20 protein-coding genes are annotated in these 20320 nt (G+C 74.6%); 11 read left to right on the top strand and 9 right to left on the bottom strand.

Annotation, left to right across the window (positions count from 1 at the left end; all coding sequences use genetic code 11):
- Positions 1 to 5: 5 nt before the first annotated feature.
- Positions 6 to 926, top strand: coding sequence for a LysR family transcriptional regulator (locus ACIQOW_RS14205; protein WP_401083917.1), 921 nt, complete (start codon positions 6 to 8; stop codon positions 924 to 926).
- Positions 927 to 971: 45 nt separating this feature from the next.
- Here ACIQOW_RS14205 and ACIQOW_RS14210 read toward each other — a convergent pair whose 3' ends face one another.
- The 3 genes from ACIQOW_RS14210 to ACIQOW_RS14220 form a co-directional block, all read right to left on the bottom strand.
- Positions 972 to 2168: an MFS transporter gene (locus ACIQOW_RS14210; RefSeq protein WP_401083919.1), complete on the bottom strand. Its 1197-nt coding sequence runs from the start codon at positions 2166 to 2168 to the stop codon at positions 972 to 974.
- Between the two features lie 147 nt (positions 2169 to 2315).
- Positions 2316 to 2573 carry a ferredoxin gene (locus tag ACIQOW_RS14215; RefSeq protein WP_317620079.1) on the bottom strand — a complete coding sequence of 86 codons (258 nt, stop codon included), beginning with the start codon at positions 2571 to 2573 and terminating at the stop codon, positions 2316 to 2318.
- Positions 2570 to 3784 carry a cytochrome P450 gene (locus tag ACIQOW_RS14220; RefSeq protein ID WP_401083921.1) on the bottom strand — a complete coding sequence of 405 codons (1215 nt, stop codon included), beginning with the start codon at positions 3782 to 3784 and terminating at the stop codon, positions 2570 to 2572. Before ACIQOW_RS14220 ends, ACIQOW_RS14215 begins: the two co-directional genes overlap by 4 nt.
- A gap of 642 nt (positions 3785 to 4426) precedes the next feature.
- Here ACIQOW_RS14220 and ACIQOW_RS14225 point away from each other — a divergent pair.
- Genes ACIQOW_RS14225 through ACIQOW_RS14235 form a run of 3 tightly spaced genes read left to right on the top strand, consistent with a single transcriptional unit; the run spans position 4427 to position 6599 of the window.
- Positions 4427 to 5512 (top strand): S-(hydroxymethyl)mycothiol dehydrogenase, encoded by a 1086-nt coding sequence (locus ACIQOW_RS14225; RefSeq protein WP_401083923.1) that lies wholly within the window; start codon positions 4427 to 4429, stop codon positions 5510 to 5512.
- Positions 5509 to 6138 carry an MBL fold metallo-hydrolase gene (locus ACIQOW_RS14230; RefSeq protein WP_401083925.1) on the top strand — a complete coding sequence of 210 codons (630 nt, stop codon included), beginning with the start codon at positions 5509 to 5511 and terminating at the stop codon, positions 6136 to 6138. The genes ACIQOW_RS14225 and ACIQOW_RS14230 overlap by 4 nt, the downstream gene beginning before the upstream one ends.
- 59 nt (positions 6139 to 6197) lie before the next feature.
- Positions 6198 to 6599, top strand: a complete 402-nt coding sequence (locus tag ACIQOW_RS14235; protein WP_401083927.1) for a pyridoxamine 5'-phosphate oxidase family protein — start codon at positions 6198 to 6200, stop codon at positions 6597 to 6599.
- A 63-nt stretch (positions 6600 to 6662) separates the two neighbouring features.
- Here the strand turns inward: ACIQOW_RS14235 and ACIQOW_RS14240 are convergent, their stop codons facing one another.
- The 6 genes from ACIQOW_RS14240 to ACIQOW_RS14265 all read right to left on the bottom strand — a co-directional run bounded on the left by ACIQOW_RS14240 (position 6663) and on the right by ACIQOW_RS14265 (position 13781).
- The gene (locus tag ACIQOW_RS14240) at positions 6663 to 8018 is read right to left on the bottom strand and encodes an MFS transporter (protein ID WP_401083929.1); all 1356 of its coding nucleotides are present in this window, start codon (positions 8016 to 8018) and stop codon (positions 6663 to 6665) included.
- Positions 8019 to 8282: 264 nt separating this feature from the next.
- Entirely contained in the window at positions 8283 to 9005 is a 723-nt protein-coding gene (locus ACIQOW_RS14245) for a class I SAM-dependent methyltransferase (protein WP_401083931.1), read from the bottom strand.
- A gap of 153 nt (positions 9006 to 9158) precedes the next feature.
- Positions 9159 to 10370: an MFS transporter gene (locus ACIQOW_RS14250; protein WP_401083933.1), complete on the bottom strand. Its 1212-nt coding sequence runs from the start codon at positions 10368 to 10370 to the stop codon at positions 9159 to 9161.
- Positions 10371 to 10484: 114 nt separating this feature from the next.
- Entirely contained in the window at positions 10485 to 10742 is a 258-nt protein-coding gene (locus ACIQOW_RS14255) for a hypothetical protein (RefSeq protein ID WP_401083934.1), read from the bottom strand.
- Positions 10743 to 10893: 151 nt separating this feature from the next.
- Complete coding sequence (locus ACIQOW_RS14260) at positions 10894 to 12252, bottom strand: glutamate-cysteine ligase family protein (RefSeq protein WP_401083936.1); 1359 nt, start codon at positions 12250 to 12252, stop codon at positions 10894 to 10896.
- Entirely contained in the window at positions 12249 to 13781 is a 1533-nt protein-coding gene (locus ACIQOW_RS14265; RefSeq protein WP_401083938.1) for a flavin monoamine oxidase family protein, read from the bottom strand. Before ACIQOW_RS14265 ends, ACIQOW_RS14260 begins: the two co-directional genes overlap by 4 nt.
- Positions 13782 to 14148: 367 nt before the next feature.
- Between ACIQOW_RS14265 and eccB the strand changes: the two genes are divergently transcribed.
- The 7 genes from eccB (at position 14149) to ACIQOW_RS14300 (ending at position 20226) form a co-directional block, all read left to right on the top strand.
- On the top strand, positions 14149 to 15630 hold the full coding sequence (eccB, locus tag ACIQOW_RS14270) for a type VII secretion protein EccB (protein ID WP_401083940.1): 1482 nt from the start codon (positions 14149 to 14151) through the stop codon (positions 15628 to 15630).
- A gap of 100 nt (positions 15631 to 15730) precedes the next feature.
- Positions 15731 to 16042, top strand: coding sequence for a hypothetical protein (locus ACIQOW_RS14275; RefSeq protein WP_401083942.1), 312 nt, complete (start codon positions 15731 to 15733; stop codon positions 16040 to 16042).
- Positions 16043 to 16074: 32 nt separating this feature from the next.
- Complete coding sequence (locus tag ACIQOW_RS14280; RefSeq protein WP_401083944.1) at positions 16075 to 16374, top strand: WXG100 family type VII secretion target; 300 nt, start codon at positions 16075 to 16077, stop codon at positions 16372 to 16374.
- Positions 16375 to 16393: 19 nt separating this feature from the next.
- Positions 16394 to 16759, top strand: coding sequence for a hypothetical protein (locus ACIQOW_RS14285; protein ID WP_401083946.1), 366 nt, complete (start codon positions 16394 to 16396; stop codon positions 16757 to 16759).
- A gap of 100 nt (positions 16760 to 16859) precedes the next feature.
- Positions 16860 to 19289, top strand: coding sequence for a hypothetical protein (locus tag ACIQOW_RS14290; RefSeq protein ID WP_401083948.1), 2430 nt, complete (start codon positions 16860 to 16862; stop codon positions 19287 to 19289).
- 195 nt (positions 19290 to 19484) lie between these two features.
- Positions 19485 to 19934 (top strand): YbaB/EbfC family nucleoid-associated protein, encoded by a 450-nt coding sequence (locus ACIQOW_RS14295; protein WP_401083950.1) that lies wholly within the window; start codon positions 19485 to 19487, stop codon positions 19932 to 19934.
- Positions 19927 to 20226 (top strand): hypothetical protein, encoded by a 300-nt coding sequence (locus tag ACIQOW_RS14300; RefSeq protein ID WP_188296902.1) that lies wholly within the window; start codon positions 19927 to 19929, stop codon positions 20224 to 20226. Before ACIQOW_RS14295 ends, ACIQOW_RS14300 begins: the two co-directional genes overlap by 8 nt.
- Positions 20227 to 20320: the final 94 nt, after the last annotated feature.

A 20320-nucleotide genomic window follows, 5' to 3' on the forward strand; every position in this document is an offset into this window, starting at 1 on the left:
CCGAGGTGGAACGACCGACACCGGCCCCCGTCCTGCCCGAACTTCCCCTGCAGGAGCTGGAGTGCTTCTCCGTCCTCGTCCACCAGCTGCACTTCGGGCGGACGGCGGAGCGCCTGGGCCTCTCGCAGGGGCGGGTCTCCCAGCTGATCAAGCGCCTGGAGAACCGGGTCGGCGCGCCGTTGTTCCGACGCACCAGCCGCCGGGTCGAGCCGACGGAGCTGGGACGGGCGCTGGCCGGACAGGTGGTGCCCGCCTTCGAGCGGCTCAGGGAGGGCTACGACGCCGCCCGGGCCGGGGCCGCGACGGCGAGGCCGCTTCGGCTGGGCTTCCAGTGCGCGGTGTACGAGCCGGTCGCCCGGGTGATCGCGGGCCTGCCGGAGGGGTCGGCGCGGCTGGTCGAACTGCCGTGGGCGGACCCGTTCTCGCACCTCGCCCGGGGCGAGGTCGACCTGGCCATCGTGCTCGGTCCGTGCCGGGAACCGGGGCTGGAGGTGCTGATGGAGTTCTCCCGGCAGCCGGTGTGGGTGGCGGTCTCCGCCGCGCAGCGCCCGGTCGGGATGGACGGGGCGGACGGTGCGGACGGGGTGAGCGCCGAGGACCTGGCCGCGCTGCCGCTGGTCGGGCCGAGTGGCCCGGCGCCCGAGTACTGGCGGCAGGTGAACGCGCCCCGGCGGACGACGGGCGGGCGCGAACTGACGTACGCGGCGGGTGCGGCCACCATCCAGGAGGGGCTGTCGATGGTGGCCGGCACCCGCCGGGGGCTGCTGCTGTGCGAGCGCAGCACGACGTACGTCCAGCGGCCGGACATCCGTTTCCTGCCGGTGCCGGAGCTGGAGCCGACCACGCTGGAGGTGGTCGCGAACGAGCGGCGGCCGCATCCGATGGCGGCCGGGTTCGTGGAGCTGCTGGCCGGACACGTCGACTGAGCCCCCGGTGACACCGGCCGGTCGAGCAGCCGGCCGGGCCGCCGGTCATGCTGCCGGTCGGGCGTCGGGCCTGGCGAACAGGGCGATCAGCAGCCCGACCGCCGCCAGCCCGGCCGCGGTGAACAGGACGGCGTGGTTCCCGGCCCGGTCGACCACCAGCCCGCCGGCGAGGGAACCGAGCGCGATGCTCGCGTTGAACACGCCCGCCCAGACCGCCGCCGAGGCCTCGATCCCGGCCGGGTCCGCGATGCGGACCCAGGTCTGGGTGGAGACCGACACCCCGCCGTACGAGACGCCCCAGAGGACCAGGACGAGCAGCACGGTGACGACTCCGCCGGTGGCGTACGGGAGCAGGACGGCGGCCAGCGTGACCCCCGCGAGGGCGACGGCGACGGCGGTCCTCGGGCGGCGCCCGGACAGCGGGCCGAGGGTGAAGTTCCCGGCGACGCCCGCGAGTCCGTACACCAGCAGGCAGGCGGCGATCACGCCGCCGCTCAGGCCCGCGCCGGCTTCGAGGACCGGGCGGACGTAGGTGTAGCCGGCGAAGTGGCCGAGCACGACGAAGGCGGTGATCGCGATCCCGGCGGCGACGCCCCGGTGGCGCGGGGCGCCGCCCGGCCCGCCGGGCCGTCCGCGCTCGTGCACCGGCAGTGCGGGCAGGGTGACGGCGAGGACGGCGGCGGAGACGACACCGAGCAGGGCGAGCGCCCAGAACGCGGCGCGCCAGTCGAGCAGTGCGGCCAGGTAGGCGCCCAGCGGGATGCCGAGCACCGAGGCGATGGAGACGCCGGAGAAGATCAGCGTCATCGCGAGCGCGACGCGCGGGCCGTCGGCGAGACGGGGGCCGACGCCGGCGGCGAGGCCCCAGACGATGCCCATGGCGGCGCCGAGCAGGACGCGGCCGGCGGACAGCACCGCGAAGTCCGGTGCCAGTGCGGTCACCGCGTCGGCCAGGGCGAGCAGCAGCATGAAGGCGACCAGGACGGTCCTGCGGTCGCGTGGGCCGACGAGCCGCGGGGCGAAGATTGAGAGGACGGCGGCGATCAGGCCGGTGATGGTGAGGGAGAGCCCGGCGACCCCGTCGGTGACCCCGAGGCTGTGGGACATCGGGGTGAGCAGGCCGACCGGCATCATCTCGGAGGACACCACGGTGAAGGTGGCGAGTGCCACGGCGAGGACCGGGGACCAGCGGTGGGCACCGGGTGGACCGGTGGGTGGGGCGAGGGTTTCCGCGTCTGTCATGCGGCCAGCTCACCAGCCGGCGGACGGGTCGAACAAGATCGATAAGCTCATCGACCCATCAGCCTGGCTCATCGATCATTCGGTGGCTCCCGGTGCCTCCCGGTGGCTCCCGTCGCGACGACCGCGGCGGGAGCCACCCGGGCGGGCTCAGTCCGCGGGGGCGATCCGGTAGCCGCCGCGGGCCGAGTGGAGGCTGAGCGCCTCGACCGGGCAGAAGTCCACCGCGTCGCTCAGGCCGTCCGTCAACTCCGCTCCACCGTCGGCGTATTCGGCCAGCGGGGCGGCCAGCCCGTCGGCGCCGAGGGCCAGCGAGTCGGGGGCGCTGATGGCGCACATCCCGGAGCCGATGCAGCGGTCCTGGTCGACCCGGACGACCACCGGGTCGGTGTCCGCGCGGCCGGTCACCAGGTCACCCGCAGCGAGTTCGGGCTACGGGTCAGCAGGCCGCGCCGCCAGTCGATCTGCTCGACCGCGTCGGCCAGCCGCAGGGAGGGCAGCCGCCGGGCCAGCCGGTGCAGGGCGAGCTCCAGCTCCATCCGGGCCAGCCAGGCGCCCAGGCAGTGGTGCGGCCCGGCGCCGAAGGTGAGCATGGGGGCGGCCAACGGGGAGAACAGCTCGGTGCGCAGGTCCTCGGTGAACACCGCCGGGTCCTGGTTGGCGGCGGAGGCGTCGGCGGCGACCACGCTGCCGGCCGGGATGACCACGCCGCCGATCTCGACGTCCTCGACGGTGCGGCGCATCAGCCCGGGCATGTGCTCCTGGGCGTCGCCGAGCGGCACGGCGCGCAGCAGCTGCTCGGTCGCGGCGGCGGCGCTGGCCTCGTCGGAGGAGAGTCGCTGCCAGGCCTCGCGGCCGTCCTGGAGCAGGTAGACCAGGGCGTTGCCGAGGCTGGTCATGGTGGTCTCGTGTCCGGCCACGACCAGGCCGATGACCAGTGCGACCAGCTGGCCCTCGGCGATCGAGCCGTCCTCGGCGGCGGCCGAGAGCAGGCTGCTGACCAGGTCCTCGCCGGGGGCGGCCCGGCGCTCGGCGATCACCTCGGCGCCGAAGGCGGCGAACTCGGTCATCGCGGTGACGATCGCCTCGGCGGAGAACGCGGTGGTGGAGAGCGCGTGGTCGCTCCAGTGCGCGAGCCGCTTGCTGTCCAGGTTGTCCAGGCCCATCAGCCGGCTGATCACCGCGACCGGCAGCGGGCGGGAGTAGCCGGCGATGATGTCGGCGGGGGAGCCCTGGTCGATCAGCTCGTCGATCAGCGACTCGATCACCGAGGCCACCCAGGGCCGCCAGCGCTCGATCGCGCGCGGGGTGAAGGCCCGCTGCACGGTGCGGCGCAGCCGCTGGTGCTCGGTGCCGTCGATGTTCAGCATGCTCTGCGGGTCGTCGAGGATGTTGGGCGTGACCGTGATCGGCGGGGCGTCCGGCGCGTAGAGCGGGGCGCGGCCCAGGCGCGGGTCGGTCAGCACCTGCCGCACGTCCGCGTGCCGGCTGACCAGCCAGACCGGGGTGCCGGTGGGCAGCGCGGCCAGGCGGGGCGGGCCGGGTTCGAGCTTGCGCATGCAGTGCAGCGGGGGGAGCGGGGCGGTGCCGGCACTGGTCGCACTGTTCTCGGTGGACATCCGTACTCCAGACTCCAGGGCGGTGGGCCGCGGGGCGCGGCCCGACGGGGGGTGGATCCGGGGATGGTGCGGGGGACGGGTGATGCGGCCGGCTGGCGGCTCGACACGGGCCGGGGGGTCGGTCGGGCTCCTACGGGGAATGGCGCGAAATGTGCGGGGGCGCACGGTCGGTACGCACCCGGCGCGGACGGCGCACGGTCGCGCGCCGTCTGATGGGGCGGGTGTGCTGAGCGTGGTCGCGTGGACCGTCTCTGCTACGACCGTACGTGGGCGGCGGGGCGCCCGTCTGCGGCACTTCCAGCCAACGCCGGTGCTTTCCGGGCACTTCGAGGCGCACTGACGGGCGCTCAGCGCCACCTGTGCGCCCCTGTCGCCACCAGCGCGCCCGGCTGTCTCCGAGCCCTCGACGGGTACTCGGGTGGCACTTGCCACAGGAGGCCTCGTGAGCCCGTCACAGGGGGGCGGACCTGTCGGCGGCAGGTGTGGCGCGCCGTATCACACCGGATCGGGACGGGCGCCCCACGGGGCTCCGCCGGTGGCCGGCCGGGTGGGCGTTACGCTTCGTGGGCAGGTCTTCTCGCAGTTTTTCTTCGCAGGTCACGCCGGGTGCAGAGCCGCACCGGCAGACGGAGGTGGAATCGGATGCCCCAGCAGGTCAAGGCAGTGATCGCGCGCGCCAAGGGCGCGCCCGTGGAGGTGACCACGATCGTGGTGCCCGACCCCGGCCCGGGTGAGGCGGTGGTCCGGATCCAGGCCTGCGGCGTCTGCCACACCGACCTCCACTACCGGGAGGGCGGCATCAACGACGAGTTCCCGTTCCTGCTCGGCCACGAGGCCGCGGGCATCGTGGAGTCGGTCGGCGAGGGCGTCACCGAGGTCGAGCCCGGCGACTTCGTGGTCCTCAACTGGCGTGCGGTGTGCGGCCAGTGCCGCGCGTGCAAGCGGGGCCGCCCGCAGTACTGCTTCGCCACCCACAACGCCAAGCAGAAGATGACGCTGCTGGACGGCACCGAGCTGTCCCCGGCGCTGGGCATCGGCGCGTTCGCCGAGAAGACCCTGGTCGCGGCCGGCCAGTGCACCAAGGTGGACCCGGCCGCCGAGCCGGCCGTCGCGGGCCTGCTGGGCTGCGGCGTGATGGCGGGCCTCGGCGCCGCGATCAACACCGGCAACGTCGGCCGGGGCGACTCGGTCGCCGTCATCGGCTGCGGCGGCGTCGGCGGCGCGGCCGTGATGGGCTCCCGGCTGGCGGGCGCGTCGAAGATCATCGCGGTGGACATCGACGACCGCAAGCTGGAGACCGCCCGCAAGCTGGGCGCCACCCACACCGTCAACTCCCGTACCACCGATGCGGTCGAGGCGATCCGCGAGCTGACCGGAGGCAACGGCGCGGACGTGGTGGTCGAGGCGGTCGGCCGGCCGGAGACCTACAAGCAGGCCTTCTACGCCCGCGACCTGGCCGGCACCGTCGTCCTGGTCGGCGTGCCGACCCCGGAGATGACCCTGGAGCTGCCGCTGCTCGACGTCTTCGGCCGCGGCGGCGCGCTGAAGTCCTCCTGGTACGGCGACTGCCTGCCCTCGCGGGACTTCCCGATGCTGATCGACCTCTACCGCCAGGGCCGCCTGGACCTCGGTGCCTTCGTCACCGAGACCATCGAGCTCGACCAGGTGGAGCAGGCCTTCGAGCGCATGCACCACGGCGACGTCCTCCGTTCGGTGGTGGTCCTGTGAGCGGGCGCGTCGACCGGCTGGTCACCGCCGGGACCTTCGAACTCGACGGCGGCAGCTGGGAGGTGGAGAACAACGTCTGGATCGTCGGGAACGACGAGGAGGCGGTGGTGATCGACGCCGCGCACGACGCCGAGGCCATCGAGGCCGCGCTCGGCGGGCGCCGGCTGGTGGCGATCGTCTCCACCCACGCGCACAACGACCACATCGACGCGGCCCCGGCCCTCGCCGCCCGCACCGGTGCGCCGATCCTGCTGCACCCCGACGACCTGCCGCTCTGGAAGCTCACCCACCCCGAGCGGCTCCCGGACGGCGAGCTGGCCGACGGTCAGCGGATCGAGGTGGCCGGCATCGAGCTGACCGTGCTGCACACCCCGGGCCACGCGCCCGGCGCGGTCTGCCTGTACGCGCCCGCGCTGGGCACCGTCTTCACCGGCGACACCCTGTTCCACGGCGGCCCGGGTGCCACCGGCCGGTCGTTCTCGCACTTCCCGACCATCATCGACTCGATCCGCGAGCGGTTGCTGACGCTCCCGGCCGAGACCGTGGTGCGCACCGGCCACGGTGACCCGACCACCATCGGGGCCGAGGCCCCGGCGCTGCCGGAGTGGATCGCCCGCGGGCACTGACGCCCGCCCGTACGGCCCCGGGGGAACGACCGTTCCCCCGGGGCCGTACCATCCCGGTCATGGCCCACGACCCGCGCGACCTCGACGACTCCTTCCTCTCCTTCTGGCAGGAGCGGCACATCTCCACGCTGACCACCACCCGCCCGGACGGCACCCCGCACGTGGTGCCGGTCGGCGTGACGTACCAGCCGGAGACGGGCACCGCCCGGGTCATCACCAGCCGCACCAGCCGCAAGGCCCGCAACGTCGCCGAGGCCGGGCCCCAGGGGCAGCGGGTCGCGGTCTGCCAGGTGGACCGGGCGCGCTGGTCGACCCTGGAGGGCGTGGCGGTCGTCCGCGACGAGCCGGGGCAGGTCGCCGAGGCGGAGCGCCGCTACACCGAGCGCTACCGGGAGCCGCGGGTCAACCCGGACCGGGTGGTCATCGAGATCACCGTCGACCGGGTCCTCGGCCGGGCCTGAGAACCCCCGTTCCTGGAACGGCCGTTCTCACTACCGGAACGACCGTTCTCCGGCGCCGGGGCCTCAGGACGGCTGCGCGGCCCGCTCGATCCCGGCGAGCATGTCGCGCGGGAACCAGAGACTGCTCGCGCCCGCCAGGGCGACGGCCGCCGCACCGACCAGCACCGGCACGATGCCGACCCGGGAGGCGAGCCACCCGCCGACGAAGGCGCCGACGGGCAGGGTGGCGGTCAGGACGGCCTGGAGGAAGGCGTTGACGCGGCCCAGCAGGTGGGCGGGGGTGACCAGCTGACGTCCGGTGGTCATGGCGATCGACCACACCGTCGCCAGCAGCCCGAACAGCAGCTGGTACAGGACCAGCACCGGGAAGGCCGCCCCCAGGGAGGCCGCGGGGATGAGGAAGAGAGCGGCCCCCGCGCTCACGGCGCACAGCCGGATGGCCCGGGCCATCCCCAGCGCCCGGGTGACGGAGGTCGCGACGAGCACACCGGTGCCCATGCCGACGGCGTACCCGGCGTAGACCGCGCCGAGCTGCCACGGGAGCAGGTGCAGCTCCCGGTCGGCGTACAGGACGAACAGGCCGCCGCCGGCCCCGCCGCCCAGGTTGAGCCCGGCCGCGGCGAGGGCCTGGCGGCGCAGCAGGGTCTCGCGCCGGATGACCGCGAGGCCCTCCCGCAGGGCCTCGACGCGGGACCGCGCACCGCCGCCAGGCTCCTGCGCCGGCCGGTTCAGCGCGGCCGGCAGCGCGAGGAACAGGGCCCCGCCGACGAGGTAGGCGGCGCACTCGACCAGCAGTGCCGGGGCCGGGTCGACCACGCCGATCAGGATGCCGCCGAGCGCCGGTCCGCCGATCAGGCCGACGGTCCTGGCGCCGGTGAGCGAGGAGTTGGCCGGCAGCAGGCGTCCGGTGGGTACCACGCGGGGCAGGCAGGACTGCAGGGCGATGCTCTGGGAGGAGCCCAGCGCCCCGGAGGCGGCCGCCGCGGCGAACAGGTGCGGCCAGGTCAGACCGTCCAGCGCGGCCGCGAGCGGCACGCTGCCGACGGCGGGGACCTGCAACCAGGAGACGGCCACCAGCATCCGCCGCAGCCGGGCCCGGTCGACGGCGACGCCGATCAGCGGGCTGAGCAGGACGCCGGGCAGGTAGGTCATCGCCATCAGCGCCGAGGAGCCCAGCGGGCCCGCGTGCAGATGGGCGATGGCCAGCAGCGGCAGCGCCAGCGCGGTGACCTGGCGCCCCACCGAACTCGTCATCTGCTCCGTGACCAGCAGCAGCAGGGGGCGGTGCCGGCGCAGCGGCACGGACTCCGGGACCGGAGCCGGGGGCGGGACCTGGCCCGAGGTCGTGGCCGGGGCCGGTGTCGCGGGTGGGCCGGACTCCGCGGGTACGGACGATTCCTCGGCCGTGGAGGATCCCATGTATCAGACTCCTGTGTCGGGCGAGGTCCAGCAGAACACGACGGGTCCGATCATTCGACCACCGTCGTTGCTCCGGCCCGTGAACGCGCCAGGAGACCTGCGGTGAGGGGGATTTGGCGTACGCGAGGGGTGTGGGCCTGACCAGCGGTGACCGGGCACGGCGGGCTCGCCGGTGCCGCCCGTCCCGAAGGGGCGGGGCCGGGAGGATGGCCGGAAACCGACGTGGCGTCAGCCGGGCCGGCGTGGGAGGAGGCCCCGCCGGGTTCAGGCCGGGCCTGCCACCAGCCAGTGCGCGGGCAGGTCGATCCGGGTGCCGTCGGGGGCGGTCTCCGTGGTGGCCAGCGGCAGGTCGCCGGTGGCGAGGACGGTCAGGCCGGCGGCGCGGAACAACTCGGGGAAGGCCGCGTCGGCCACCTCGGCGGGGGTCAGTCCGTGGGAGAACACCGGGCGCAGCTTCGGCGGCGGTCCGTCCGCGCCGCGGGCCAGGCCGGTCAGGACCTCCTTGGCCGCCTCGGAGAGCTCGAACACGAAGGCCCTGCCGCGGACCCCGAGCAGGGTGGCGACGGCCTCGGCCACCGCCGGCCGGTCGGCCGGATCGCTCTGGTGGATCACCCCGCGCACGTACACGTTGGCGTCGCCGAGGCGGTGGTGGAGGGCCCGGACGGCCTCGGCGTCGGTGGCGTCCAACCGGGTGAACTCGGCCCGCCCGGCCGGGTCGCCGCGCCGGGCGCGGTCGAGGGCGGCTGCGGACAGGTCGACCCCGAGGACGAGGGGGAAGTGCTCGGCGAGGAAGCGGGTCTGGGTGCCGTTGCCGCAGCCCAGGTCGACGACGGGCAGTGTGGGGTCGGCCAGGTGGGGGCGGAAGAGCGTCAGGTGGCGCTCGGCGCTGAGGGCCGGCGCCGCGTCCCAGATCACCGAGCCCGGCTCCTCGGGCGCGTCGCGCCAGAAGCCCTCCCAGGCGTCCCGGTACCGATTCGTCACGCTCATGGCGGGGACCTCCGGATGTCACGCCCAGTGCTGTCGCGCCCAGTGCCGTCAAGGGCGGTGCTGTGACCGTGTCTATCGGCACCCGGCCCCGGCGGCAACCGCGTGCGGGCGTGCGGGAGGGCCCGGGGGGCTCGTGCGGACGGAGCGCGGCGCTCAGTTCAAGGTGCGCGCCTGGCGCAGCAGGTAGACCCCGGAGACGGCGGCGAGCACGGCCATGCAGCCGGCGAAGACCAGGCCGGCGTGGGCCAGTCCGAGCGGGCCGGTGAGCAGGCCCACCCCGATGACCGGGATCGAGATGCCGAAGTAGGCGACCACGAAGAGCGCCGAGAGCGCGCCGCCGCGGTGCTCGGCGGGAGCGGCCGCGGCCACCTCGCCCACCGCCCCGCGCAGGCCCATGCCCTGCCCGGCGCCGCCCGCCAGGGCGCTGAGCACCAGCGGTGGCAGGACCTCCCAGGCGAGCGAGGAGGCCAGCAGGGCCATTCCGGCGATCAGCACCAGGCAGCCCAGCGGGATCGCCCTGGCGGTGCCGAGCCTGGGCACCAGGAGCTGGCCGAGGGTGGAGGCGAAGAACGCGGTGAAGACCACCAGGCCGACCACCGCGCGGTTGTGGACGCCCAGGTCGACGGCGAGGAAGGCCGGGCTGACCGAGGTGAACAGGCCCAGCAGGGAGAAGCCGGCGAAGGCGGCGACTCCGGCCGGCACGAACACCCGGCGGACCTCCGGCGGCAGGGACGGCCGGACGGGTCTGGCCGTGCGCAGCGGACGGGCCCCGGCGACGGTCTCCGGCAGCAGCCGGGTGAGCGCGAACGAGACGGCGAGCAGCCCCAGGTGCACGGCGAACGGCAGCACCAGCGGGTGCGGCGCGTACTGCGAGAGCACGCCCGACAGCAGCGGTCCGCAGCCGAGCCCGCCCATGTTGGCGGCGGTCGCGACGAAGCTCGCGCGGGCCCGCCGCCCGGGCGGGGCGAGCTCCAGCACGTACGCCGTCCCGGTGCCGGTGAACAGGCCCGCCGACAGTCCGGACAGCAGTCGGCCCAGGCAGAGCAGGGCGACGCTGTCGGCGGCCAGGAAGACGACGGCGCTGGCGGCGGAGCAGGCCAGCCCGCAGAGCAGGACGGGCCGGCGGCCGACCGCGTCGGAGACGTTGCCGACCAGCAGCAGGACGCCGATGACGCCGAAGGCGTACACCGCGAACACGACCGTCACCGTCAGCTCGGAGAAGCCGATCTTCTCCTGGTACAGCCCGTAGAGCGGGGTCGGCAGGGTGGTGCCGGCCATGCAGACGGCGAAGGCGGCGGCGGCGACGAGGTGGCCCGCCCGGGCGACGGCGGTCCGAGGGGGCCGAGCGGGCCGACGGTCGGTCATTCGCCCACCATAGGCGCGCGCTCCGGCCCCGGCCCGCCGTCGCCCGGGGGAGCGCTGGGCCGAACGGCCGTCCGCGCCCGGCGGATGCGGGACGGGTCGGGGGCGTTCGCGGAGTCAGTGCTCCGGTTGCCACTCCGCTTCGAGGGCGGTGCGGCCGTCCTCCCTGGTCACGGGGTGCCAGTGGGCCCGCAGCCCGGCCGGTACCCTGCTCGGCCGACCGGCCGGGCGGGGTGTGCCGATGGCGCCGAGCACCGGGTTGTCGAGCGGGCTGGCGGCCAGGCGGTCCAGCACCCGCCCGCACGCGGTGCGCAGGTCGTGGCCGCGGCGGCGCACGTCGGGGACGGCGGAATGGAACGCGGCGAGGACGGACATGCGGATCACCTCCGGGACGACCTGCGGTGCGTGCAGGTGCGGTCCGTCCAGCTTCCGCCGCCCCGCGCCCGCCGGAGCCCGGATTGACGCACTGCTGACACCGCGCTGACGGTCTGCTGACGCGCGGGCGGCTCCCGGCCGGTCCGCGGGCTCAGACCCGGTACGCGGCGACGTAGCGGGCCGGGTCGTGGCGCAGGTCGCCGTGCCAGCGCTCGCGGCACTGCTCGGCGAAGGTCCGCCCGGTGGCGACGATCTCGTCCAGCGGGTCCAGGTACCCGAGGACGTGCGGCGGTTCCAGGCCCGCCGCCACCCGGGCGGCCAGACCGGCCCTGGCCAGCCGGAGCAGTTCGGCGGCCAGCGGCCGGACCGGCTCGCCGCCCAGGCGGGTGGCGAGCCCGAGGGCGGGCAGCTCGGCGAGCGCCGCCCGGTGGTCGGACAGGGTGTGGCGGCCGAGCAGCTCCCAGACGGCCTCCCGGGACCCGGGGTGGTAGGTGAGCCCGGCCCAGAGCGCGGGGACGGCCGGGATGAACGGGTACGGCGGACCGTCGGAGGCGCGCAGCTCCAGGGTGCCGCGGACCCTGGTGTTGGTCCAGATCTGGTTGAGGTGGGCGGCCCAGTGCGCCCGGGTCGGCCGCGAGCCGTCCGGGTAGCCGTGCCGGAGCAGCTCGGCGAAGGGGCGGTCGGGCGCCCGGTGGTAGCGGCCGTCCGGGGTGCGGTAGTGGATCAGCGGGAGGCCGAGCGCCCAGTCGGCGATCTCCTCGGCGGTGACGCCGGGGCGCAGCGCGGGCGGCAGCACCCCGCCCCTGCGCGGGTCCATCCGGAGCCAGGCCCAGCACCGGTGGGACAGCAGGCCGCTACTCGAACTGCCTTCTTGGATCGGTGAGTTGACGAGCAGTGCGGAGACCACGGGGGCGGCGGCCATCTGCATCCGCAGCTTCCGGGCGAGGTCCTCGGGGGAGAGGTGGTCCAGGGTGACCTGGGTGGACAGCGACAGCGCCATCACGTACCGGGCCCGGCCGCCGGGCTCGCCCAGTCCGGCGAAGTAGTCCCGCATGATGGCGCCGCGGGTCATCGGCACCCACCGCACGTCGGCCAGCCGGTCGAAGGGCAGGTTGGCGCCGGGCAGCAGGGCCAGGCCGAACCGGCCGACCAGCTCGGCGAGTCGCTCCAGGGCGGCGCGCATGTCGTCCACCGCCCTGGCCACCGAGGGGACCGGCGCCGAGGAGTACTCGATCTGGCCGCCGTGCTCCAGGGTGATCTGGCTGCCGTCCGGGAGCAGGACGCCGGTCAGCCGCCCGGCGTCCTCCTGCCGCTCGCCGCCCCACCCGTCCAGCACCGCCTCCAGGACGGCCAGCACGCCGCGCTCGCCGGAGTAGCGGGCGGCCAGCCCGGTGGCCGGGTCGACCAGGCCGCATTCGACCTCCATGCCGACCTGCTCACTGCGGCCGGGGCGGAACGGCGCGAGCAGCTCGGCCCGTCCCAGCTCCGCTCCGGCCCCGATGCCCGTCACACCGCCCCCACCCGGGTGGTGACCCGGGGGTGCCCGGCCCGGTCGAGCACCGCGCCGACCGCGCTCAGGGCGGACTGCGCCGCGCCCTGGCACCAGGCATGGGCGCCGGACAGGTGCTCGCCGGCGAAGAAGACCCGCGGCCGCTCCGCCGGGTACGGGGAGCCGAGCACGCTCAGGTAGCGGGTGTGCTCGCCGGGTGTCAGATGGGCGAAGGCACCGCCGCCCATGCCGGTCTGCACGTCCCAGTTGCAGTGCACGATGTCGTCCACGTCCCCGGTGATACCCGGGTGGAGCCGTTCCAGACAGTCCAGCACCAGCGCGTCCCGGTCGGCCGTCTCCAGCGCGGCGAAGCGGCGGGCGTTGGCGCCCCACAGGTACGCGCCGAGCAGGGCCGTCGGCTCGGCCGAGCGCAGCGGGTCGCGCGCGGTCCAGCGCGGGCCCGGGCTGCCGTTGGCCCCGCCCTTGCCGCGTACCGCGTTGTCGGACGGGTACCAGCACTGCTGGATCGGCAGGTCGGTGAAGCTGCCGCCGCCGTGGATGCCGTCCTCCAGCTCCCAGCGGCGGCGGGTGAGGTGCAGGACGGTCTTGCTGCTGCTCGCGTAGCTGATGCCGCGGACGGCGTGCTGCTGGGCGTGCGGCAGGCCCGGGGTGACGGTGATCCGGTCGAGCGCGGGCGCAGGGACGCAGCACACCACGTAGTCGACGTCCTCGTGCAGCCGGGCGCCGATCCGCCGGCCGTGCAGCCGGACGCCGTCCGTGGTCAGCGCCAGTTCGTCGACCTGGGTGGAGAGCCGGAGCGTGCCGGGGCGCAGCGCGGCGACGAAGGCGTGGACCAGCGCGTCCAGCCCGTCGACCAGCTCGACCTGACCGCGGTGGAACAGGCCGAAGTAGTCGACCAGCACCTCCAGCAGCGAGGACTGCTCGTAGTGGGCGAGGCCGCTGGCGTGGCCGAAGAGCTCCCAGGCGTCCTGCGACAGGTGCTCGTGGACGAACTGCCACAGCGACACCGAGGCCGCCCGCTCCAGCGCGGGGTCGTCCCAGTGGCCCTCCAGGGTGCGGCGCTGCTGTTCGAGGGTCAGGGTGGACCACACCGAGCCGAGCAGCTGGTCCAGCACCGGCGTCGGGGGCCGCCGCTCGTCCGGGCGCAGCTCGTACGCGGGGAACAGCGCGGCCACGTCCTGCACCCGGACCCGGCGGCCGCGCAGGTGGTAGTAGGCGCGCGGGTTGGCGTTGACGAACGGGCGGGTCGCCAGCCGGAACCGGGAGACGTAGTGCAGCACGCAGTGGTGGTTGCCGGGGATGCGCATGGCGCCGAGGTCCACGTGGGTGCCGTCCCAGAACCGGTGGGTGCGCACCCGCCCGCCCGGACGGTTCGCCCGTTCGTACACGACGACGTCGAACCCGCGGCGCTGCAGCTCGTACGCGCACACCAGGCCGGCGATGCCCGCCCCGATCACGGCGACGCGGCCCCTGGCACCGGCGACGGGCTCCTCCAGCGAACGCGGGAACGCAAAGCTCGTATCGAACATCGGCACCGTACCCATCTGAGGCGGGACCCCCGTCCCAGCCTCGGCGAGGCCTCCCGCGGGCGCCACTGCGCGGCGCCGACGTGGGTGACGGGGGTGGGACGGACTGCGACGGCGACGGGGTCCGGCGGGGCCTCGGTGCGCCCGGCCGGGCGCCGGGCGCCGGTCTCACCCTGAGGCATCCGGGCGATGGCGTCCAGTACGCGTGGTTCGCCTGCGCCCCGCCCGTCCCGTCCGTGGCGGTCCGCCGGGGCGCCGTCCCGGCCGGTGAACCGGGCCGGTGGCGCGGGCCGTAGGTCCGTAGTGGGCGCGCGCAGCGGTGCGGCCGCGAAGCGGCGCGCGCGTCCGCGAGGAACCGGGGAGGAACTGGATGCAGTCCCGACGCGACCAGGTGCAGGCACACCTGTTCGTGATGAGCAGGGTGGCCTCGGGCATGCTGCGGGCGGAGCCCGACGCGCCGGACACCCCCACCGGGCGGACCACCCGGGGCACCATGACGGGCCTGGCGGTGGGGGTGCTGATCGGGCTGGGCGTCACGGTGTACGGGGTGATCAGGCCCGGCGGCGGCGAGGGCTGGGCCAAGCCCGGCACGCTGGTGGTGGTCGAGGAGACCGGCGCCAGGTACCTGTCCGTCGGCGGGCAGCTGCATCCGGTGCTGAACGACACCAGCGCCAGGCTGCTGGCCGGCGACCGGATGACGGTGCGGCAGGTGAGCCGGGCGTCGATCGCGGACGCGCCGCGCGGTACCCCGGTCGGGATCGTCGGTGCCCCGGACGGGCTGCCGCCCGCCGCCGACCTGGCCGGCGGCACCTGGCTGGTCTGCGGCACCGTCCAGCCGGGCCCGACCGGAGCCCCCGCGCCGCGGCTCGGCCTGCTGGTGGACCCGGCCGCCGAGGGGCGGGCGCTGACGCCGGCCCAGGGCCTGCTGGTGGCCGTCCCGGACGGCTCGGTGCACCTGCTCTGGCAGGGTCAGCGACTGCGGGTCGACACCGCCAACCAGGCGCTCCAGGCGCTCGGTTACGGCGGCACGGCCCCCTTCCCGGTGCCGGCCGGCGTGCTGAACGCGCTGCCCGCCGGGCCCGACCTGGCCGCGCCCGCCGTCGCCAGGCGCGGTGAGGCGGGCCCGGCGCTGGGCGGGAAGCCGACCCGGATCGGCCAGCTCTTCACGGCCCCGGGCGGCGCCCACCACCTGCTCACCAAGGACGGCCTCGTGCCGCTCACCCCGACGCTGTACGCGCTGCTGCTCGGCGATCCGCGCACCCAGAAGGACGCGTACGGCAGCGCCGCCCCGGTGCCCGCGTCGATCGGCGCGATGGACCTCGCCGGGCACACCGCGCCCGGCGGCCCGCCGTCCCAGGGGCTCCCGGAGGCGCCGCCGACGCTGGTCACGCCGCTGTCCGGCGAGGGCGTCTGCGCGGACCTGCGCACCGCGGGCACCGCCCCGACGACCGCCGTCACCGTGCTGCCCGTCGCCCAGGCGGACGCGGGCCGCCCCCCGGCGGTGCCGGCCGGCACCGCGGGCGGGGCCTGCGTGGTCGCCGACCGGATCGCCGTCCGGCCGGGGCGCGGCGCCCTGGTGCGGGCGGTGTCGGGCGCCGGCGCGGGCAGCACGGAGTACCTGGTCACCGAGGGCGGGGTGCGCTACCCGCTGCCCTCGGCGGCGGTCGCCCAGCAGCTCGGGTACGGCGGTACGACACCGGTGTCCGTCCCGGCCGCGGTGGTGGCCCTGCTGCCGGCCGGGCCGAGCCTGGACCCGGCGGCGCTGGGTGACGGCACGGGGGCCCCGTCCTCGGCCGCCGGCACCCTCGCGGCCACCCCGGCGGCGGCTCAGGGGCCGTCTTCGTGCAGCTGAACCAGGGCCTGCCGCAGGGCCGTTGAGCCGATCAGATGTCTCCGCCGGGCGGCCCGCCCGGCGAGCGAAGGGAAGGGAGCAGAGCATGGCCACACCGGGCATGTTGACGAAGGAAGACGAGGCGATCAGGCAGGTCCTCGCCAGCCTGGAGCAGCAGATCGAGAGCATGGTGACCGCCGGCCGCACGGTCGAGCGGATCAAGGAGGAGCTGGCCGGCGGCTACATCTCCGGCGCCAGCACCGTGTTCCAGCAGCGGGTCGAGGACTGGATGACGCGCTACCAGCAGGTCATCGGGGCCTTCGAGCGCTTCGTCCAGTCGACCCAGGGGGCCAACCAGATCCTCACCGCGGCCGAGGACGAGGCGCGCGCCCACGCCGCCGACGGCATCTACTACGGCCTTCAGGGCGACTGACGCTTCGTCACGAACAAAAGGATCAGGTACCCATGGACTTCGGCAACATCCACCTCCACCACGAGACGGTCGAGCAGTCCGCGAACGAACTGCGCGCGGCAGGCTCCATGATGCAGACCAACCTGAAGGAGCTCCTCAGCAAGTTGAGCGCCGTGATCGACAACGGGCACTTCCAGGGTGTCGCCGCCACGGCGTTCCACGAGTTCTCCGCGGCCGTGTCGGCGAACGACCAGCAGATGGAGCAGGACATCACGGCGGCGGCGGCCACGCTCGACCGCATGCACGAGACCATGAAGGAGTCCGACACTCAGGCCGGCAAGCAGTTCGCCTGACGAGGACGGAGGCCCACGCATGAGCGGTGACACCACCAACATCACGGTCGCCTACCTGGAGGGCCGGCTCGCGGACCTGCGGAGCTTCGAGCAGGACGTGAACGGCCAGAAGGTGGCCTGGCTGAAGGCGCCGGCGGCGCTGAAGGCGGGCCAGGACTCGTTCCCGTCGGCCAAGGCGCTGAAGCAGGCCTACGTCGAGTACGCGAAGAGCGTGGGGGACGGCATCGAGGTCGTCCGCAAGACGATCGACGACATCGTCAACGACCTGCTGAAGGCGGGGAGGACGCTCCACGAGGGGGACGGCGAAGCCCTCTCGGAGGCCCAGATGCTGGAGATCCTCCACGACGTGCTCGGCGGCGTCGCCCCGACGAGCAAGCTCCCCTGACGTCGGGAGACCGCCGTCGGCTCCGGAGGGCCACGCGCCCCTCCGGAGCCGGCGGCACACCGCTGCCCGAGAACCGTTCCACCCTGCCCGGAGGATGACCATGGCCGACCAAACGCCCTACACCTGGGAGCAGATGCTGAAGGTGTTCGCCGGGACGGACCACAGCGATGTCGTGAAGCGGACCGACGTGACCGGCGCCGACTGGATCCAGGCCTACTACCTGATCACGGACACCAAGAGCAACAACGACAGGCGCAAGGTCCAGAACGGCATCGCCAAGGGCGACGCCGGATACGACATGTGGGCCGAGTGGGTGTACCTGGTCGAAGGCGGCGGCACCTACAGCACGATCCTGGGCGTGACCTGCAACTGGCCGTTCTGGGACGGCAAGGAGGGCGACGCGACGGCGACCCTGTTCACCCGGTTCAAGTCCAACCCGGGCGACATCCTCGGCCCGTCGATCTGGGGGAACTGCACCGGCAACGAGGTCACGGCGCCCCCGACGCTGTGGGACGCCTCGCGGATCGTCGGCGAGGTCGACACCTTCTTCGTGGAGCAGCGGAAGAAGGTGAACACCTGGTTCAACGACGTGGGCGGTTCGGACAGCGAGTTCCAGGGGACGGCGGCCGGCCGCTTCAAGGAGGTCCTGTACGGCCTGGAGAACGAGTTCCTGGCCATGCACTTCGGGCTCAGCGGCGACCTCGGCGCGTACAAGGGGAAGGCCGGGGACCCGCCCGCGGCCAACCCCATCGTCACCAAGCTGAAGGATGCCGGGGACGCCCTGAGGGCCCAGCAGGCGCACATGTACACCTCGGGCTACGAGGCGTGGAGGGGGAACTCCACCCTGGAGAGCGCCGGACCGAACAGCGACAAGGGCGAGCACTGGCAGTACACCGACGGCTCCGCCGGCGGCAGCTTCTCCTCGCCGTACACCTGCGTGCACTTCGCGTTCACCGAGCTGGTCAAGAACTTCACCGCGGTCCTCACCCTCACCACGATCAGCTACGACGACGGGAGCCTCTCGGCCGACGCCACGGTCTCGGGCAACGGCGTCACCCTGGCGACCACCAAGGACGGCGTCAACAAGGAGTCCCTGGGCGCCTTCGTCAAGCAGCTGGACGCCAAGGCGAAGGAGAAGTGGAACGCCTGGGTGGTGGACAAGCTCGACGCGGCCGCGACCACCGCGGGGAGGGCCCTGTCCGACGCCTACGACGCCGCGAGCAGGCTCCTGCTGCCGATCAGGCCGGTGACGCTCGACCTGCCCAAGGACAAGGTCGAGACCCCCGACGGCAAGGGCGGTGACGGGAACGGGCCGAAGACCGACGTCAGCAACCCGAACCTCGGCGGTGGCGCCGGCGGTGACGGGGGCGGCACCGGTGGGGGTGGCACCGGCGGGATCGGTGGCACCGGCGGCGGTACGGGCGGCATCGGCGGGATCGGCGGCGGTACGGGCGGCGGTTCGGGCGGCGGCAGCGGAGGCAAGGGCGGGAAGACCGGGGGCATCGGCGGCACCGGTGGCGGCGGCAGCACCGGCATGGTTCCGCTGCTGGACAAGGACGGCAAGCCGCTGCTCGACAAGGACGGCAAGCCGCAGATGGTCCCGCCCGGCACCCGGGTCAACGACAAGGGCCAGCTGGTCGACAAGGACGGCAAGCCGCTGCTGGACAAGGACGGCAAGCCCCGGCAGGTGCCGGCGGGCACCGTGGTGGGCCAGCCCGGTACCGGCTCCGGCGGCTCCACCACCGGGTCGGGCGGCACGGGTTCGAGCTCCAGCACGCCGTTCAAGGTGCCGCCGGGCTCGAAGCGCAACGACGACGGAACGGTCACCACCCCGGACGGCACGCTGCTGAAGGACCGCAACGGCAACCCGGTGGTGCTCGGCAAGGACCGGACCATCGGCGAGGACGGCACCGTCCGGGACGCGAACGGGCGGCCGGTCTCGCAGTTCGAGCAACTGCTCACCGACGAGGAGTACGCGCTCTCCAAGGGCGTCGGAGACATCCGCACCGGCGGCGGGGGCGGCGGCTGGTCCGGTAACTGGTCCGGGCTGCCCGGTTCGATCGGCGGCAGCGGCGTCTCCTTCGGCTCGGGCGGCTCCGGCGACGGCGCGGGCTCCGTCAGGACCGGGTCCGGCCTGTTCGGCGAGCCCGTGGGCGGTGGCGGAGCCGGCCCGAAGACCGTCGGCGGGATCGCCTCCGGCCCGCCCGGGCTGGGCGTCGGCGGCCGTCTGGCGGAGGCCATGGGCGTCAAGCCGACGGCCGTGCTGGCCGCCGAGGAGGCCGCCGCGAGCCGTGCCACGGCGGCCGGCCGGGCCGCGGCCGGCGCCGCCGCCGAGGAGGCCCAGCTGATGGGCCGGGGCATGTCCACGACCGGCGGCATGGGCGGACCGATGGTCCCCCCGATGGGGGCCGGGGCCGGCGGCGCGCCCGGCCAGGGCGAGAAGGAGCGGCAGCGCACCACCTGGCTGGCCGAGGACGAGGAGGTCTGGGGCACCGACTCGGACGCCGTGACGGGCGTCATCGGTCGCTGACGGACCGCCCGGCCGGTCGATCCGGCCTGCCGGCCCGGGGTGGCCGGACCGATCCGGCCCGGCGTCGAACCGCGGGCCGCGCCCCGTCCGTAGAGAGAACCGTACGACCCCACGAGCCGGCGCGTTCCGGGCCCGATCCCCCGGGCCCGGGACGCGCCAACGGGACACCGGGACAGAGACGGGAGGCGCGGACGGATGAGTTTCTCGTACGCCGAGCAGATCGAGCAGGCCATGGCCGCTCTGGCGGAGCAGCAGGTCAAGATGGCCGAGGCGGCGAAGGAGTTGCAGGCGGCCACCGCCTCGGCGACCACCAAGGACCGGATGGTCACCGCGACGGTCGGCGCACAGGGCCAGGTGGTGTCCCTGGTCTTCCACACCACCGCGTACCGGTCGATGGCGCCGGCCCAGCTCGGGACGGTGCTCGCCGACGTGCTGAACACCGCCCGGGCCGACCTCGGCGAGCGGATGGCCGAGCGGATGGGGGCGTTCAGCGGGCTGGGCGAGACCCTCAGGGCCTCGATGACCGGCGGCACCGAACTGGACGAACTCTTCGCGCCGCTGCGGGACATGCGCCCCGGGTTCGCCGAGGACGCGGCCGCGGAGGAGCGGCGCAGGCGCGACCGGCAGGAGGAGTTCCGTGGCTGAGCAGCTGAACGCCTCCGCGGACCTCCAGAACAAGTTCAAGAGGTTCGCGCGGGTGTCGGAGATCCTCGACGACATCGGCCGGCGGACCGACGAGATCAACACCTTCAACAAGGAGTCGGCCGGTCACGACGAGATCGGCAAGACCTACCACGACAACGTGGACGGCGCGACCGCCGACCTGTTCAGGCTGTTCAGGCAGGTGAGCACCGAGGTGGAGAAGCTCGGCCTCAAGGGCCAGCGGACCTCCGTGATCCTGCAGAACGCGGAGGACGACGCCAAGGGCCAGGTCTGACCGGCCCGACCGCACCTCCCCGCTCCCCGCCCCGCTCCCCGCCCCGCCTTCCGTCCCCCTCACCGTCCCCACCGGCTCCCGCCCGCGGCCGCGC

It is taken from the genome of Kitasatospora sp. NPDC091335, assembly GCF_044757205.1.
In the GTDB taxonomy this organism is placed as follows: domain Bacteria; phylum Actinomycetota; class Actinomycetes; order Streptomycetales; family Streptomycetaceae; genus Kitasatospora.

Excerpts from the sequence above, each read along its gene's own strand:
- ACIQOW_RS14210 (WP_401083919.1), bottom strand. The coding sequence starts at position 2,168 with ATGACAGACGCGGAAACCCTCGCCCCACCCACCGGTCCACCCGGTGCC.
- ACIQOW_RS14220 (WP_401083921.1), bottom strand. The coding sequence starts at position 3,784 with ATGTCCACCGAGAACAGTGCGACCAGTGCCGGCACCGCCCCGCTCCCC.
- ACIQOW_RS14225 (WP_401083923.1), top strand. The coding sequence starts at position 4,427 with ATGCCCCAGCAGGTCAAGGCAGTGATCGCGCGCGCCAAGGGCGCGCCC.
- ACIQOW_RS14235 (WP_401083927.1), top strand. The coding sequence starts at position 6,198 with ATGGCCCACGACCCGCGCGACCTCGACGACTCCTTCCTCTCCTTCTGG.
- ACIQOW_RS14240 (WP_401083929.1), bottom strand. The coding sequence starts at position 8,018 with ATGGGATCCTCCACGGCCGAGGAATCGTCCGTACCCGCGGAGTCCGGC.
- ACIQOW_RS14245 (WP_401083931.1), bottom strand. The coding sequence starts at position 9,005 with ATGAGCGTGACGAATCGGTACCGGGACGCCTGGGAGGGCTTCTGGCGC.
- ACIQOW_RS14250 (WP_401083933.1), bottom strand. The coding sequence starts at position 10,370 with ATGACCGACCGTCGGCCCGCTCGGCCCCCTCGGACCGCCGTCGCCCGG.
- ACIQOW_RS14255 (WP_401083934.1), bottom strand. The coding sequence starts at position 10,742 with ATGTCCGTCCTCGCCGCGTTCCATTCCGCCGTCCCCGACGTGCGCCGC.
- ACIQOW_RS14265 (WP_401083938.1), bottom strand. The coding sequence starts at position 13,781 with ATGTTCGATACGAGCTTTGCGTTCCCGCGTTCGCTGGAGGAGCCCGTC.
- eccB (WP_401083940.1), top strand. The coding sequence starts at position 14,149 with ATGCAGTCCCGACGCGACCAGGTGCAGGCACACCTGTTCGTGATGAGC.
- ACIQOW_RS14275 (WP_401083942.1), top strand. The coding sequence starts at position 15,731 with ATGTTGACGAAGGAAGACGAGGCGATCAGGCAGGTCCTCGCCAGCCTG.
- ACIQOW_RS14280 (WP_401083944.1), top strand. The coding sequence starts at position 16,075 with ATGGACTTCGGCAACATCCACCTCCACCACGAGACGGTCGAGCAGTCC.
- ACIQOW_RS14285 (WP_401083946.1), top strand. The coding sequence starts at position 16,394 with ATGAGCGGTGACACCACCAACATCACGGTCGCCTACCTGGAGGGCCGG.
- ACIQOW_RS14290 (WP_401083948.1), top strand. The coding sequence starts at position 16,860 with ATGGCCGACCAAACGCCCTACACCTGGGAGCAGATGCTGAAGGTGTTC.
- ACIQOW_RS14295 (WP_401083950.1), top strand. The coding sequence starts at position 19,485 with ATGAGTTTCTCGTACGCCGAGCAGATCGAGCAGGCCATGGCCGCTCTG.